The following is a 14,062-nucleotide window of genomic DNA, read 5'->3' on the forward strand; positions in this document are numbered from 1 at the left end:
CTCAGGCCTCCTTGCGGGCTCTCAGCGCCTGCTCGTACGCCTCGGCCAGAGCACCGACGGTGCGCAGGGTCGCGAGGCTCCGGCCCTCCCCGAAGGGGTCGGCGCCGACCGCGCTCTCCAGGCGGATGATGAGCCGGGCGAACGCGAGGGAGTTGAGGCCGAGCGCGCTGAGCTCGGTCTCGGCGGTGACGTCGCCGAGGTCGTCGGCGGTGTCCGCGTCGAGCAGCGCCTTGATCTCCTCGATGACCACGGTTCGTACGTCCAGGGTCAGCATGTGATTCCTCCATCGATGACGAGCCGCTGGCCGGTGACGAAACCGGATCGCGGCGAGGCGAGGTAGAGCACGGCGTCGGCGATCTCCTGGTGGTCGCCGAGCCGACCGAGCGGGGTGCGGCGCCGGATGCGCTCGCGGTACTCCGGGGTGACGACCGAGGTCATGTCCGAGTCGAAGAAGCCGGGCACGACGGTGTTGACCCGGATCCCGGCGGGGCCCAGTTCGCGGGCGAGGCTGTGGGTCAGACCGTCCAGGCCCGCCTTGGCGGCGCTGTACGCGGCCACGCCCCGGTAGCCGCGGACGGCGTTGACCGAGGAGACGTTGACGATCACGCCGCCGCCCGCGGCCACCATGGACCGGGCGACCACCTGGGCCAGGGCCACGGGGGAGGTCAGGTTGGCGGTGATGAGGGCTTCGACCTGCCGGGGCGGCATCGTCACGAACAGGCCCTGGTCCAGCACGCCCGCGTTGTTCACCAGCAGGTCGACCTGCCCGAAGTGCCGGATCGCGGCCTTGGCCGCCTCCCGCACGGTGTCGGGCTCCTGGAGGTCGGCGTGGGTCCAGAAGAACCGGTCGGGCTCGGCCTTCAGGGTCTCCTCGACGAAGTCGCCCGCGCTCCGGCTGAAGGTGGCGACCTTCCAGCCTTCCGCGAGGAGCCGGGTGACCAGGGTCCGGCCGAGGCCGCGGCTGCCGCCGCTGACCAGCGCCACACCGCTCGCCTCGCTCGGGCCGCTCGTGTCACTCAGGCCGCTGACGTCGCTCACGCCGCGCTCCTGAGCTTCTTGAAGCGGTCCGAGTGCTGCTCGTCCGCGGAGACCCGGACGATGAGGGGCGTCTTGTAGGGCTCCAGGCGGGCGGCGCAGTGCGCCTGCACGCGGGCCGCGACGGTCTGCTCGTCCTCCGGGCGCACGAGCTTGACCGTGGCCTGGACGACCATGCCGGTCACCGGGTTGCGCCGGCCCGAGACGGTGACGTCCGCGATGTTGTCCACTTCGAGCACGACGTTCTCGACCTCGGCCGGGTAGACCTTCTCCCCGCCCACGTTGATGATCTCCGACGCGCGGCCGAGGATCTTCAGGTACTCGCCCTCGCACACCACCATGTCCTGGGTGTTGAAGTAGCCCTCCTCGTCGAAGGGCGCGGGGGCGTTGAGGTAGCCGAGCATGGCCATCTCGGAGCGGACCCACAGCACCCCGTCGACGATCTTGTAGTCGAAGCCGCTGCCGCTGCCGAGCTTGACCCACAGGGAGGAGTCGTCCTTCGACTTGGTCGGCAGGATGCCCAGTTCGGACAGGCCGTAGGTCTGCTTGAGCCGGATGCCGGGCAGGGCCTCGTGGAAGGCGCGCAGGGTCTGCTCGGGCATCGGCTCGGTCCCGTACGAGACCAGGCGCAGCGAGGAGGCGTCGTACTTCCGGCAGGCTCCGGAGACCAGGGCCATGGTGAGGAAGGTCGGCGTGGTGGGCAGCACCTCCACCCGGTGCGCCTCGATGGCCCCGAAGACGCTGTCCGGGGTGCGCTCGGCCACGGTGACGACCGCACCTCCGTGCACCAGGGTGTGCAGCAGGGTGTTGATGCCGCCGATGTGGTCGAGGTTGAGGAAGGAGAGCGTGCGCGCGGGGCGTCCGGCCCGGTAGCGGGCGAGGACCTTGGTGAAGTCCAGGACGGACGCCTTGCTGCGCCCCGTGGTGCCCGAACTGAAGAGGACGAGGCCGGGCCGCTCCTCCCGGCGCAGCGCGGCGAACAGCTCGTGGCCCGCCGAGCGCCCGGTAGCGGTGATGCTCGGGTCCGCGTCCGTCCCGTCGAGGGTGATGACCGTCTCGACCTCGGCGATCTCGTGGAACTCGGCCCGCTTGGCGTCCGGCAGCGTGACCAGCGGGACGATGATCGCACCCGCCTCGATGAGGGCGACCAGCGCGGCGCAGGCCTGCGGTGAGTACGCCGACTCCAGCGCGACGACCTGCCCCGCGCGGATCCCGTGCTCGTCGAGCCGGGCCCGCCACTGCTCGACAGCGGTCAGCAGTGTCCGGTAAGTCGTGGTCCGACCATGGAAGACGATCGCCTCTCGGTCACCGTGCGACCGCAGGGCCTCTGTCAGTGTCTGGCTCATGCCTCGATCCTGGAGCCGGCCCGACCTGACAGGAAGGTGGGCGCTGATCCTGGTGTCACGGCCACCAGCCAGGCGCTCGGTCAAGGACCTACGGTGAGGCCACCGTTCTCGTCACATCGTCAGGAGCACCATGCGCGCGATCAGCCAGCAGGACGTCTACGGCGGTCCGGAGGTCCTCAAGGAGATCGAACTGCCGGTGCCGAAGCCCGGTCCCGGCCAGGTCCTCGTCCGGGTGCGGGCCGCCGGCGTCAACCCCACCGACTGGAAGGGCCGGGCCCGGAAGGGGTGGTTCGAGCAGCCCCCGCGGGTCCTCGGCTGGGACCTCTCCGGCACGGTGGAGGAGGTGGGCTTCGGGGTCGCCCTCTTCCAGCCCGGCGACGAGGTGTTCGGCATGCTGCCGTACCCGCACGGGGTGGGCTCCCACGCCGAGTACGCCGTCGGCCCGGCCCGCGCCTTCGCCCGCAAGCCGGCCGGGATCGACCACGTCCAGGCGGCCGCCCTGCCCCTGGCCGCCCTCACGGCCTACCAGGCCCTGGTCGACACCGCCGACGTCCGGCCCGGACAGCACGTGCTGGTCCACGCCGCCGCCGGCGGAGTCGGCCACCTCGCCGTCCAGTTGGCCAAGCACCTCGGCGCCCGCGTCACCGGCACGGCCAGCGCCGCCAAGCACGACTTCGTCCGCTCCCTCGGCGCGGACGACATGATCGACTACCGCACCGTGGACTTCCGCGACACCGTCCGGGACGTCGACACGGCCCTCGTGCCGCTGATCGACGAGACCCGCATCCGCACGGTGGACGTGCTGCGCCCCGGCGGCACCCTGGTCGCCCTCCTGCCCGGCGCCACCGAGGACGAACTCGCCGCGGCCGCCCGCCGCGGCATCCGCTACACCCCGATGCTGGTGGAGCACGACCACACCGGCATGACGGCCATCGCCGACCTGGCCGCCAAGGGAGTGCTGCGCGCCCACGTCCAGGAGGTCATCCCCCTCTCCGAGGCCGCCCGCGCCCACACCCTCGGCGAAGAGGGCCACGTCACCGGCAAGCTCGTCCTGGTCCCCTGACCGGCCCTCCGGCGCCCCCGCGAGCCGAGCAGTGCGCCGCCCCGCGCCCGCCGCTCAGCGCACCCGGCCCCGGGGCCTGAGCGGGAAGTCGGGCAGGTCGGGGACGGGCGGGCGGGCGCCGGCGCGGCCGTGGACGTACTGCGTCGGCGCTGTCGGCGCTGTCGACGCCGAAAGGACGCTGCTCGCCACCTCGGCGGCCTGGACGCGGATCTCCGGGATGGCCGTGGTCTCCAGCAGGTTGCCGCGCCGCAGGGCACCGACCACCCACAGGGGGGCAGTCGTACCACTGCCCCCTGGGACCAGACGTCCGTCGCCCGACGTGTCGATGCCCAGGCACGCCGGGCCGGGCCGCGCGTGCCCCCGGTCCAGCAGGGAACGCACCAGCGGGTCGGCGGTGCGGCGCACGTCCGTCCAGGCTCCGGTGCAGTTCACCACCGCGCCGACCCGGAGCCTCCTGCCGTCGGTGAGCCGCACCTCGACCGCTTCCTCGTCCTGTGCCGTCCGGGTCACCTCCCCCTTGCTCACCCGAAGTCGCCCGGAGGCCATGATTTCGCGCACGGCGGCGGCCGTCTCGGGCGCCATGCGGTGCCGGTGGACCTCCCAGGTCCGCAGGTCCTCCCGCAGGAAGCGGGACCGGTCGGCGACGGAGAGCCGCTGCCACAGCGCCGCCGTCACGGGCCGCAGTCCGTCCATGCCGGGACGCCAGTCCGCGTGGGCGCGGCGGTTGACGGACAGGTATCGCAGGACCTCCCGCCGGAGCCCGTCGAGCGTGTCCGTGTCGCTGAGAACCGGCGGCGCGGCTGCCGGGGCCGGCTGGAGGAGGTGCTCCCCCGGAAGCAGACCGTGGCGGGACAGCGCGTGGACGACGCGGCCGGGGCGAACCAGGGTGACGGCGAGGTCGACCATGGTCAGGCCGGTGCCGACCAGGAGGACGTCCCGGTCGTCGGGTACGCCGCCGAGCGCACCCGGCGCCCAGGGATCGGCCACGAAACGGCCGGAGCCTCTGAGCTGCGCATCCGCCCAGTCGTCGCCGGGAGTGAGGCCGCCGAGCGCGAGCACGGCCGCGTCCACACGTTTCTCGTCTCCGCCGGCGAGTCGCAGGAACAACCCCTCGGACCCGGGTGCGCGCACGGCGATCACCCGGTCCCGCACACGGTGCAGTACGGCCCGGCGACACGTGGCCTCGGTCCGCTCCAGCACTTCTGTCAGATACCGCCCGTACACCTGCCGGGGGAGGTAGTCGCCGGGTGACGCGGAGCGCCGGTCGGCGCCGAGCCAGCACAGGAAGTGCTCGGGATCGTCGGGAAAGGCGCTCATCCGCCCGGCCGGCACATTGAGCAGGTGGCGGGGGTCCGACGTCCGGTAGGCGGTACCGGGGCCGGTCCGCGCCGCCGGATCGATGAGCAGCACCTCGATCCTCCGGCCCGCACCCTCCGCCTTCCGCAACAGCTGGGCTGCCGTCAACGTCCCGGCCGCACCCGCGCCGACGACAGCCACACGGTACGGAGGGCGGTTCCCGCTCACGACCGCACCAGGTCGCCCGCAGGCCGGTCGGGCAGCCGCGACCGGGTCAACAGCGGCAGCACCTCGGCACGCAGACGCACGGGCGTGCCGAGGGTCACGGCCTCCACGGCCGCACGGCGATAGAAGAGCTGGGCATCGCAGGCCTGCGTCATCCCCCGGGCACCGTGGAGTTGCATGACGTCGCGGGTCGCCTCGCGGGCCAGTGTCGACGCCATCGACAGCGCCTGTGCGGCCGCGAGCCGGCAGTCGGCCCCCTGGTCCGCCTCCCAGGCGGCGGCCCGTGTCAGCAGCCGGGCCGCGTCGATCCGGGTCGCCAACCCGGCCAGCAGGAAGGCGGGCGCCTGCCGATGGGCCAGCGGGGCGCCGAACTGTCGCCGTGTCGTGACGTGCCGGACGCCGAGACGGAGCGCTCCTTCGCTCAGCCCCACCAGGTACGCGGCTTGGAAGATCCGGGCAGAGGCCAGGATCTCGTCCCACGCGCTCTCCGGATCGTCACCGAAGTCGAGCCAGGTGGCCACCTGGGCCTGCGAGAGCCGCACCGCGTACATCTCGCCGCGCCCCAGCTCCTCCTGGAGACGCAGCCCGACGGAAGGCTGGGCGAGCGGAACCAGGGCCGTCCGTCGCTCTCCGGCGGCCGTCGTGCCGGTGATCAGGAGGTGCTCGGCTTCGGCTGCGAAGCCGACGAAGCGGCGTTCGGCTGTCACCGTGCCACGGGCGAGGTCGACCTCGATCGGCTCGTTGTCGGGGCGCGTGGTGCCGCTGCGGATCGCGGCCGCGACGGCCGTGCCGGCGCGCATGTCCTCAAGGAACGGGCCGTCCGCGATGGAACTGCGCAGCACCGCGCGTGTCGCGACGAGGGTGTCCAGCAGAGGGCCCTGGTAGAGCACTCGGCCCAGTTGCTCGGCGAGCACCGCGACCTGCTGGTGTGCTTGGCTCTCCGGTTCATGGCCGAGCCGCACGGCGCCCAGGGCCGTCAGTGCCTCCCAGATCATCACCCGGACCGAGGCGTTGTCCTCGCCGTCCGCGTCGTCCGGACCGCTCTGAGGCGCGGGCGGTCCCGCACGGTCGGCCATCCGCCGGATCAGTGGCGCGAGCTCGTCGTCCAGGAGCTCGGCGAAGCGCCGGCCAACCGCCAGCTGGTCCGGGGCAAGTGTGACGTCCATGGCGAGTCCTCGATGTCGGAGAGGTTCGTCGTCTCAGGCGAGCAGGCCGAGGCCCGTGGAGGCGATCAGGGTGAGCATGACCTCGGATGTTCCGGAGGCCAGGGTCAGCCCCGGGGCCTCCCGGTAGGCGGCCTCCAGCACACCTGGATCCGGTGCCTGCTCCTCGTCGTCCCCGGCGAGCAGCGCGTCCGGTCCGAGCAGCTCCGCCGCGACCAGGGCGACCGTGCGCGCCGTCTCGCCGGCCAGGTACTTGGCCATCGCGGAGTGCACCTCGTCCACGGTGTCGTTCTGGAGGTTGTTGACGCACCGCCAGGCGAGCAGTCGGGCTGCCCGGACCTCGGCGTCGAGGGCCACCAGCCGGTCGCCCTCGGCGGCCGCGGCGCCGGTGTCCCCGGACCGGTCGAGCAGTGCGTCCAGCCAGCGGCGGGCCTTCGCCTGGAACTCCACGCCGGTGCGCTCCAAGCCGAGGACCTGGCCGATCACCTGCCAGCCGTCGTCGACCCGACCGAGGACGTCCTCCTCGGTCACCCGCAGGCCGGAGAAGGTCACCTCGTTGAAGCGCTCGTTGCCGATGTTCCACAGCGGCTCCACCGTCACGCCCACCGTCTTCAGCGGGACGACGAAGACGGTGAGGCCGTGCAGCCGGACCTCCGCCTCGGTGGTCCGGGCGGCGCACAGCGCGAAGTCGGCGAGATGGGTCTTGGCGCTGTAGATCTTCCGCCCGTACAGCCGCCAGCCGTCTCCGTCCCGTTCCGCGCGCGTGCGCAGCGCGCTGAGGTCGGAACCGGCTTCCGGCTCGCTGAACAGGACCCCGGCCGCGCTCTCGCCGCGGGCGAGCGGCGGCAGCAGCCGCTGCTTCTGAGTCTCCGTGCCGAACAACTGCAGCGCCAGGCCGACGATGTCGATGCCGAGCGTGTGCACGATGTCGGGGACGCCGTGGGCGATCAGCTCCTCGGTGAGGATGGTCTTCTCCACGATCGTCCGACCGGCGCCACCGTACTGTTCCGGCCAGTTGGGGGCGAGCAGGCCCCGCCGGCCGAGGCTGCGGTAGACGTCCAGCAGCCCGCCCTCGGCGCCTCGGGTGGTCCGGACCCGCGTCGCCTCGGCCCTCGCCTCGTCGCTGCCGAGCACCTCACGGACGGCCTGCCGGTAGGCCGACTGGTCAGGCGTCAGTTCGAGATCCATCACGCTCCCCCATCGCCGCTGCCATCCCGCTGCCCAGAACGTCGATCAGCTCCTGCGGCGCGGAAAGGAAGGCATAGTGTTCGCCGCTCAGTACGACGGGACGGAACCGCCCGGGGTCGGCGTACTCACTCCAGCCGGTCATCTGCTCGGGCCGGATCTCCTGGTCGCGGTCCCATCCGATGGCGTGGACCGCGCTGGGCAGTCGCACCGGCTTGTCCAGGCGGTAGGCCCGGTTGGCGTCCACGTCGGCGCGCAGCACGCCCAGGCTCAGCTCGATCATGGCCGGGTGCGGGGTACCGCCCATGGCCTTGGTCAGCTCGGCGAGTTCGACCGCCAGCTCGTCGTCCGTCATCCCCAGGAACCTGCCGAAGGGACCGTCGTGCGGCGCCACCTGGGACGAGACGAACAGCCGGTCCGGGACCGGCAGACCGTCCTGGGCGAGGCGCATGGCGGTCGCGAACCCCGGGAGCGCCCCGCCGCAGTGGCCGAAGAAGCCGAACGGCCGGTCCAGGTAGGGCAGCAGCGCCTCGATCAGTGGCTCGGCCAGGCCTTCGTAGGTGCCGTAGTGCGGCTCCCGCAGGCGGTTCTCCCGGCCCGGCAGCTGGATCAGGCAGACCTCGGCCGGACCGATCAGCTGGGGCCACCTGCTGTACATCGATGCCCCCACACCGGAGTACGGGAAGCAGAAGAGGCGCGCGGGCGCCTCACCCTTGGGCTTTCGCAGCAGCCAGCTCTGCGGGCGTGTCGGACGCGCCACGACGGAAGTCACCTCTCTGGATCGGAACGAAGCAAGCGGCGAGCGTGCCGCGGGATCACTGCCCGGTGAAGGCCGGACCGGCCATGCCGGCGGTCAGCGTCGCACCGTCGGCCGGGTCGATCAGCAGGAACGCACCGGTGCGGCGGTTGTCGACGTAGTCGTCGAGCGCGATCGGCTCGGCGGTGCGCAGCACCACCCGGCCGATCTCGTTGACGGCGAGTTCCGACCGGAACTCCTCCTGGGCCAGGCCGTCCAGGGACATTCGCGCGGGAATCTCCCTGACGACGGCCTGGACGGTGCGGGTGGTGTGCTTGAGCAGGACGCGCGCACCGACCCGGAGGGGGCTGTCGTGCAGGTGGCACACCGTCCCTTCGAGGTCCCGGGTCGTCCGCGGGCCGGCGGGCCCGGCCGCGATCAGGTCGCCGCGCGAGATGTCGATGTCGGCCGCCAGACGGACCGTCACCGACTGCGGGGCCCAGGCGATGTCGCGCTCCTCGCCGAGCACGTCGATCCCGGCGACGGTGGTGGTGGTGCCGGCGGGCAGCACGGTGACGGTGTCGCCGACGCGCAGCACGCCGGAGGCCAACTGGCCCGCGTAGCCGCGGTAGTCGGGGTGCTCCTCGGTCTGCGGGCGGATCACGTACTGCACGGGGAAGCGGGCCGGCTCCTCGCTCGGGTCGGAGCCGACCGGGACGGTCTCCAGGTGTTCCAGCAGCGTCGGGCCGCCGTACCAGTCCATGTCGGCCGAGGGCTCGACCACGTTGTCCCCGGCCAGCGCGCTGATCGGGATCGCGGTCACGTCCTTGACCCCGAGGGTGGCGGCGTAGGCGGTGAACTCGGCGGCGATGGCGGCGAAGACGGGCTCGGCGTAGTCGACCAGGTCCATCTTGTTGACGGCCAGCACCACGTGCGGGACGCGCAGCAGGGCGGCGACGGCGGCGTGGCGGCGGGTCTGCTCGACGACGCCGTTGCGGGCGTCGACGAGGACGACGGCGAGTTCGGCGGTGGAGGCGCCGGTGACCATGTTGCGGGTGTACTGCACATGGCCGGGGGTGTCGGCGAGGATGAACCGGCGCCGGGGGGTGGCGAAGTAGCGGTAGGCCACGTCGATGGTGATGCCCTGCTCGCGTTCGGCGCGCAGGCCGTCGGTGAGCAGCGCCAGGTCGGGTGCCTCCTGGCCGCGCTTGCGGGAGGCGTGCTCGACGGCCTCCAACTGGTCGGCGAGCACTGACTTGGAGTCGTGCAGGAGGCGGCCGACCAGGGTGGACTTGCCGTCGTCGACGGAGCCGGCGGTGGCGAAGCGCAGCAGCGAGGTCGCGGTGAGCTCCGAGGCGGCGCCGGATTCGGCATGGGTGGTGCTGGTCATTAGAAGTACCCCTCGCGCTTGCGGTCTTCCATGGCGGCCTCGGACATCTTGTCGTCGGCGCGGGTGGCGCCGCGCTCGGTCAGGCGGCTGGCGGCGATCTCGGTGATCACCGCGGCGATGGTGTCGGCGTCGGAGTCGACGGCGCCGGTGCAGGACATGTCGCCGACGGTGCGGTAGCGCACCAGACGCCGCTCGACCGTTTCGCCCTCCTTGGGGCCGCCCCACTCGCCGGCCGTCAGCCACATGCCGGAGCGGGCGAACACCTCGCGCTCGTGGGCGTAGTAGATCTCCGGCAGCTCGATGCCCTCGCGCTCGATGTACTGCCACACGTCCAGCTCGGTCCAGTTGGACAGCGGGAAGACGCGCACGTGCTCGCCGACCGCGTGCCGGCCGTTGTAGAGCGACCACAGCTCGGGGCGCTGGCGGCGCGGGTCCCAGGCGCCGAACTCGTCACGCAGCGAGAAGACGCGCTCCTTGGCGCGGGCCTTCTCCTCGTCCCGGCGCCCGCCGCCGAACACCGCGTCGAAACGGTTCCGCTCGATGGCGTCCAGCAGCGGCACCGTCTGCAGCGGGTTGCGGGTGCCGTCCGGGCGCTCACGCAGCCGGCCGCTGTCGATGAACTCCTGGACGTGGGCGACGTGCAGGCGCAGGTGGTGCCGGGCCACGACGCGGTCGCGGTAGGCGATGACCTCGGGGAAGTTGTGCCCGGTGTCGACGTGCAGCAGCGCGAACGGCACCGGCGCGGGCGCGAACGCCTTGAGCGCCAGGTGCAGCATGACGATGGAGTCCTTGCCACCCGAGAAGAGGATCACCGGGTTCTCGAACTCGCCCGCCACCTCGCGGAAGATGTGGACGGCCTCCGCCTCCAGCGCGTCCAGGTGCGACAGCGCGACGGGCTTCTCCCGCGTCACGACGAGGTTCCGGGTCACGGTCGTCATGCCAGTCCCTTTTCCTTGAGAAGGGCGGTCAGTGCCGCCACTGACTCCTCGACGGTTGCGGTGTGGGTCTCCAGCCGCAGCTCCGGGTCCTGCGGCGCCTCGTACGGGTCGTCGACGCCGGTCAGGCCGGAGATCTCACCAGCGGCCTGCTTGGCGTACAGGCCCTTCACGTCCCGCTCGGCGCACACCTCGACCGGGGTGGCGACGTGCACCTCCAGGAAGGGGGTTCCCGAGCCCCGGTGGTGTTCCCGGACCGCCTGTCGACTGTCCGCGTACGGGGCGATCACCGGCACCAGCACGGTCACACCGTTGCGGGCGAGCACCTCGGCCACCAAGCCGATCCGCCGCACGTTCGCCTGCCGGTCGGCCCGGCTGAATCCGAGCCCCTCCGAGAGGGCGGCGCGGATCTCGTCACCGTCCAGGACCTCCACCCGGCGGTGCTCCCTGCGCAGTTCCTCGGCCAGCGCGTAGGCGAGGGTGGTCTTGCCGGCACTGGGCAGCCCGGTCAGCCACACGGTCGCCCCAGGCCAGCAGGTGCACACGGGAGACGGGGACGCCGCCATGGCCCCGGTCACAGCACGATCCGGTGCGCGCGGAGCTTCTCGTAGAACGGCAGGTGGTGCTCCAGGTAGCCGCCCAGTACCGGGTGGTGCTCGACGTCGAGGCCGTGGTCACGGCGCTCGCGGTGGATGCCGGTGCTGACGCTCACTTCGACGTGCCAGCGCTCGCTGGGCCTCCACTCCGTCCGGGCTTCCGGCTGCCAGTGCAGGGCGTGCTCCAGATAGGGGATGCCGACGGCCGCGCAGTAGGCCTTGACGACCTCCTCCGTCCGATCCGCGAGGTCCGCCGAGTCGATCACCACCGGCACCTTGCCGCTCGCTTCCGCGACGGCCTCGAACAGCTCGTACTGGGCCTCGAAGCCGATCTGATCGCGCTTCACCTCCGGGTTGAGCGCATGGTAGGAGGCGATGGTCTCCGCCGGGTGGCGGATGATGAAGGTGTGCACGGCGTCGTGCGCCAGGAACCCTCGGTCGGCGAGAACGCCGGCGTACCGCTCGTCGGTGGTGTCCTTGAAGAACAGTGGTTCCCGGTCCCCGAGGTCGCGCAGGGCCGCGAGCAGATCGGGCTCGGACCGCAGCGTCCTGCCGTCGGCCTCGACCTCCCCGAACTCGGCGAGGTAGGAGAAGGGCTCGTGCAGCACCTGGAAGTCGCGGCGCTCGCACATCATGCGGAAGAACGCGGTCGACCGGCTGCGCGGAGCACTCCACAGCGCCAGGACGGGCGGTCGATCTCCGGGGCTGCTCAAAGGAATTCCTCCAGATACGACGGGTCAGCGGAATTGGACCAAGTCAGGCACGGCCCCGAGAGCGCTGTAAAGGTCGGACCGGTGCCGTCGGCCGAATTGCGACACGGCATCTACAGGGCGTCGATACGCCGCTGAGGCGGGTGTGGACGCCGGATCCGCCTGCCGTCCCATCCGATCAACGGATCAGTCCTTGTCGGTTCATCAGCTCGATGGACGCCATCGCGGCCTCGCGCCGGATCTACTGATCGCAGATCCATGGGATACGGACTGAGGAGCGTCAAATGGTGATCTGTCCTGAATGCGAGAGCTCGGTCGCTCTCGCCGAGGCACCCAAGGTCAGCGAGATCGTGGAGTGCGGCGGCTGCTCCGTCGAGCTGGAAGTGCTGACCGTCGACCCGGTCCAGGTCGTGCTGGCCCCCGAGGTCGAGGAGGACTGGGGCGAGTGACCGCCGCCACACGTCCGGCGACGTTCGCCGTTCTCGCATCCCGGCTGCGCCTCGACGAGAAGCGCATCCTGGAGGCCTTCGAGCGACGCGGCCTGACCTACGAGCACGTGGACACCCGGACGTTGTGGCGTGGGCTGCAGGAGGGGGGCACGCCCTGGCCGGTGGTGCTGAACCGGGAGATCGGCCAGGTCCGTGCCCTCCACGCCGCCCGGGCGCTGGAGGCCGGCGGGGCCCTGGTCGTCAACAGCGCCCAGGCGGTCGACATGTGCGGCGACAAGTACCGCACCTCCGTGGCCCTGCGCGACGCCGGGCTGCCCACCCCCCGCACCGCGCTCGCGTTGACCCCCGAAGCGGCACTGGACGCCCTGGACTCCCTCGGATATCCGGCGGTGGTCAAACCGCTCACCGGCTCCTGGGGGCGACTGGTGTCCAAACTGCCGGACCGGGAGACCGCGGCGACGGTGCTGGAGTACATCGCCGCGCTGCCCTCGCCCGCCTCGCACATCGTCTACGTGCAGGAACTGGTCGCCAAGCCCGACCGGGACATCCGGGTGGTCGTGATCGGCGGCGAGCCGGTCGGAGCCACCTACCGCCGCTGCCAGGACTTCCGCACCAACGTGGCCCGGGGCGCCGATTCCGTGCGCTGCCCGCTCACCGCGGAGATCGCCAAGCTGGCCTCCCAGGCCGCGCTGAGCGTCGGCGCGGACATCGCGGGCGTCGATCTGATCGAGGACTCCTCCGGCGAACTGCTGGTGCTGGAGGTCAACCACGGCGTGGAGTTCTCCGGATTTCAACGGGCCATGGGATCGGAGATCTCGGTGGCCGACCACATCATCGATCATCTGGTTGCGAGGGCCCAGTCATGCTTCGGGTAGCGGTAGCGGGAGCTTCGGGATACATCGGCGGGGAGCTGCTCCGCCTGCTGCTCGGCCATCCGCGGGTCACCCTGACCACGGCCACGTCCGACAGCTTCGCCGGCCGCCGACTCGACGGGCCCCACCCGAACCTGCGGGGCCGCACCGAGCTGGCCTTCGTGCCCCACGACCGGCTGGCCGCCGGCGAGCAGGACGTGCTCTTCCTGGCCATGCCGCACAAGCAGACCATGAAGCGGATGTCCGAGTACCTGCGGCTCGCCCCGACGGTGATCGACCTCTCCGGTGACTTCCGGCTGCGCGACCCGGCCGTCTACGCGACGTACTACGAGACCGCGCACACGGCGCCCGAACTGCTCGGCACGTTCACCACCGGACTGCCGGAGTGGCACCGCGACGAGATCGGCGGCAGTGACCGGATCTCGGTCCCCGGCTGCATGGCGACGGCCGGCATCCTCGCCGTCCGTCCGCTGACCGAGGCCGGTCTGATCGAGGGGCCCGTGCAGGTGGACGCCCTGACCGGCTCCAGCGGATCCGGCGTCACGGCCGGACCGGCCAATCTGCACGCCGAAAGGAGCGGCGCGATGCGGTTGTTCGCGCCCACCCGCCACCGGCACGAGGCGGAGATCACCCAGGCCACCGGCCTTCCCGTGGCCATGACCGCCACGGGTGTCGAGGCGGTGCGCGGCGTGCGTGTGCTCTGCCGTGCCCGCCTGGTCGAGGGCGTACGGGAGGCGGATGTGCGGGCCGGCTACCGGAAGGCGTACGCGGGAGAACCGTTCGTCCGGATCGTGGCGCACAAGCGCGGCACGTACCGGCTGCCGGAGCCGAAGATCCTCTCCGGCTCGAACTACTGCGACGTGGGCTTCGCCGTCTCCGACGACGGCACCCAGGCCGTGCTGGTCGCCGCGCTGGACAACCTGGTCAAGGGCGGTGCGGGAGGCGCCGTACAGAGCATGAACGTGCGGTTCGGCTGGGCGGAGAGCACCGGACTGGAGTTCCTGGGACTCCACCCGAACTGACAGGGCACCACACCATCGAGACCGACCTGGCAGAGGACG

Annotated in this window: 15 protein-coding genes; 4 read left to right on the top strand and 11 right to left on the bottom strand. The window is 71.8% G+C overall.

Annotation, left to right across the window (positions count from 1 at the left end):
* Position 1: 1 nt before the first annotated feature.
* From QWJ13_RS02050 to QWJ13_RS02060, 3 genes are read right to left on the bottom strand one after another with little or no spacing between them, the layout of a single operon-like run.
* Positions 2-274 (bottom strand): phosphopantetheine-binding protein, encoded by a 273-nt coding sequence (locus QWJ13_RS02050; RefSeq protein ID WP_316520087.1) that lies wholly within the window; start codon positions 272-274, stop codon positions 2-4.
* The gene (locus QWJ13_RS02055) at positions 268-1,038 is read right to left on the bottom strand and encodes an SDR family NAD(P)-dependent oxidoreductase (RefSeq protein WP_316520088.1); all 771 of its coding nucleotides are present in this window, start codon (positions 1,036-1,038) and stop codon (positions 268-270) included. Before QWJ13_RS02055 ends, QWJ13_RS02050 begins: the two co-directional genes overlap by 7 nt.
* The gene (locus tag QWJ13_RS02060; RefSeq protein WP_316520089.1) at positions 1,035-2,381 is read right to left on the bottom strand and encodes a class I adenylate-forming enzyme family protein; all 1,347 of its coding nucleotides are present in this window, start codon (positions 2,379-2,381) and stop codon (positions 1,035-1,037) included. The genes QWJ13_RS02055 and QWJ13_RS02060 overlap by 4 nt, the downstream gene beginning before the upstream one ends.
* A 130-nt stretch (positions 2,382-2,511) precedes the next feature.
* Here QWJ13_RS02060 and QWJ13_RS02065 point away from each other — a divergent pair, with 130 nt between their 5' ends.
* Positions 2,512-3,444, top strand: coding sequence for an NADP-dependent oxidoreductase (locus QWJ13_RS02065; RefSeq protein ID WP_316520090.1), 933 nt, complete (start codon positions 2,512-2,514; stop codon positions 3,442-3,444).
* A 54-nt stretch (positions 3,445-3,498) separates the two neighbouring features.
* On the opposite strand, the gene QWJ13_RS02070 is transcribed toward QWJ13_RS02065, so the two are convergent.
* From QWJ13_RS02070 to QWJ13_RS02105, 8 genes are read right to left on the bottom strand one after another with little or no spacing between them, the layout of a single operon-like run.
* On the bottom strand, positions 3,499-4,968 hold the full coding sequence (locus tag QWJ13_RS02070) for an FAD/NAD(P)-binding protein (protein ID WP_316520091.1): 1,470 nt from the start codon (positions 4,966-4,968) through the stop codon (positions 3,499-3,501).
* Positions 4,965-6,131 carry an acyl-CoA dehydrogenase family protein gene (locus QWJ13_RS02075; protein ID WP_316520092.1) on the bottom strand — a complete coding sequence of 389 codons (1,167 nt, stop codon included), beginning with the start codon at positions 6,129-6,131 and terminating at the stop codon, positions 4,965-4,967. The genes QWJ13_RS02070 and QWJ13_RS02075 overlap by 4 nt, the downstream gene beginning before the upstream one ends.
* A 33-nt stretch (positions 6,132-6,164) precedes the next feature.
* Positions 6,165-7,316, bottom strand: coding sequence for an acyl-CoA dehydrogenase family protein (locus QWJ13_RS02080; RefSeq protein WP_316520093.1), 1,152 nt, complete (start codon positions 7,314-7,316; stop codon positions 6,165-6,167).
* Entirely contained in the window at positions 7,294-8,073 is a 780-nt protein-coding gene (locus tag QWJ13_RS02085; protein ID WP_316520094.1) for a thioesterase II family protein, read from the bottom strand. The genes QWJ13_RS02080 and QWJ13_RS02085 overlap by 23 nt, the downstream gene beginning before the upstream one ends.
* 55 nt (positions 8,074-8,128) lie before the next feature.
* A complete protein-coding gene (locus QWJ13_RS02090; protein ID WP_316520095.1) occupies positions 8,129-9,439 on the bottom strand; it encodes a sulfate adenylyltransferase subunit 1 in 1,311 nt (436 codons plus the stop codon).
* On the bottom strand, positions 9,439-10,377 hold the full coding sequence (gene cysD, locus QWJ13_RS02095) for a sulfate adenylyltransferase subunit CysD (RefSeq protein ID WP_316520096.1): 939 nt from the start codon (positions 10,375-10,377) through the stop codon (positions 9,439-9,441). The genes QWJ13_RS02090 and cysD overlap by 1 nt, the downstream gene beginning before the upstream one ends.
* Positions 10,374-10,940 (bottom strand): adenylyl-sulfate kinase, encoded by a 567-nt coding sequence (gene cysC / locus QWJ13_RS02100; protein WP_316520097.1) that lies wholly within the window; start codon positions 10,938-10,940, stop codon positions 10,374-10,376. The genes cysD and cysC overlap by 4 nt, the downstream gene beginning before the upstream one ends.
* A gap of 8 nt (positions 10,941-10,948) precedes the next feature.
* Positions 10,949-11,683 carry a sulfotransferase-like domain-containing protein gene (locus tag QWJ13_RS02105; RefSeq protein ID WP_316520098.1) on the bottom strand — a complete coding sequence of 245 codons (735 nt, stop codon included), beginning with the start codon at positions 11,681-11,683 and terminating at the stop codon, positions 10,949-10,951.
* A 281-nt stretch (positions 11,684-11,964) separates the two neighbouring features.
* Between QWJ13_RS02105 and QWJ13_RS02110 the strand changes: the two genes are divergently transcribed.
* Genes QWJ13_RS02110 through argC form a run of 3 tightly spaced genes read left to right on the top strand, consistent with a single transcriptional unit; the run spans position 11,965 to position 14,023 of the window.
* Entirely contained in the window at positions 11,965-12,129 is a 165-nt protein-coding gene (locus QWJ13_RS02110; RefSeq protein ID WP_316520099.1) for a lysine biosynthesis protein LysW, read from the top strand.
* On the top strand, positions 12,126-13,004 hold the full coding sequence (locus tag QWJ13_RS02115; RefSeq protein WP_316520100.1) for a RimK family alpha-L-glutamate ligase: 879 nt from the start codon (positions 12,126-12,128) through the stop codon (positions 13,002-13,004). Before QWJ13_RS02110 ends, QWJ13_RS02115 begins: the two co-directional genes overlap by 4 nt.
* Complete coding sequence (argC, locus tag QWJ13_RS02120; RefSeq protein ID WP_316520101.1) at positions 12,992-14,023, top strand: N-acetyl-gamma-glutamyl-phosphate reductase; 1,032 nt, start codon at positions 12,992-12,994, stop codon at positions 14,021-14,023. Before QWJ13_RS02115 ends, argC begins: the two co-directional genes overlap by 13 nt.
* The last annotated feature ends 39 nt before the right edge of the window (positions 14,024-14,062 follow it).

The sequence above is a fragment of the Kitasatospora brasiliensis genome, assembly GCF_032654805.1.
GTDB lineage: Bacteria > Actinomycetota > Actinomycetes > Streptomycetales > Streptomycetaceae > Kitasatospora > Kitasatospora brasiliensis.

Coding starts and splice junctions, on each gene's coding strand:
- QWJ13_RS02050 (WP_316520087.1), bottom strand. CDS start 274: ATGCTGACCCTGGACGTACGAACCGTGGTCATCGAGGAGATCAAGGCG.
- QWJ13_RS02060 (WP_316520089.1), bottom strand. CDS start 2,381: ATGAGCCAGACACTGACAGAGGCCCTGCGGTCGCACGGTGACCGAGAG.
- QWJ13_RS02065 (WP_316520090.1), top strand. CDS start 2,512: ATGCGCGCGATCAGCCAGCAGGACGTCTACGGCGGTCCGGAGGTCCTC.
- QWJ13_RS02075 (WP_316520092.1), bottom strand. CDS start 6,131: ATGGACGTCACACTTGCCCCGGACCAGCTGGCGGTTGGCCGGCGCTTC.
- QWJ13_RS02080 (WP_316520093.1), bottom strand. CDS start 7,316: ATGGATCTCGAACTGACGCCTGACCAGTCGGCCTACCGGCAGGCCGTC.
- QWJ13_RS02090 (WP_316520095.1), bottom strand. CDS start 9,439: ATGACCAGCACCACCCATGCCGAATCCGGCGCCGCCTCGGAGCTCACC.
- cysD (WP_316520096.1), bottom strand. CDS start 10,377: ATGACGACCGTGACCCGGAACCTCGTCGTGACGCGGGAGAAGCCCGTC.
- cysC (WP_316520097.1), bottom strand. CDS start 10,940: ATGGCGGCGTCCCCGTCTCCCGTGTGCACCTGCTGGCCTGGGGCGACC.
- QWJ13_RS02110 (WP_316520099.1), top strand. CDS start 11,965: ATGGTGATCTGTCCTGAATGCGAGAGCTCGGTCGCTCTCGCCGAGGCA.
- argC (WP_316520101.1), top strand. CDS start 12,992: ATGCTTCGGGTAGCGGTAGCGGGAGCTTCGGGATACATCGGCGGGGAG.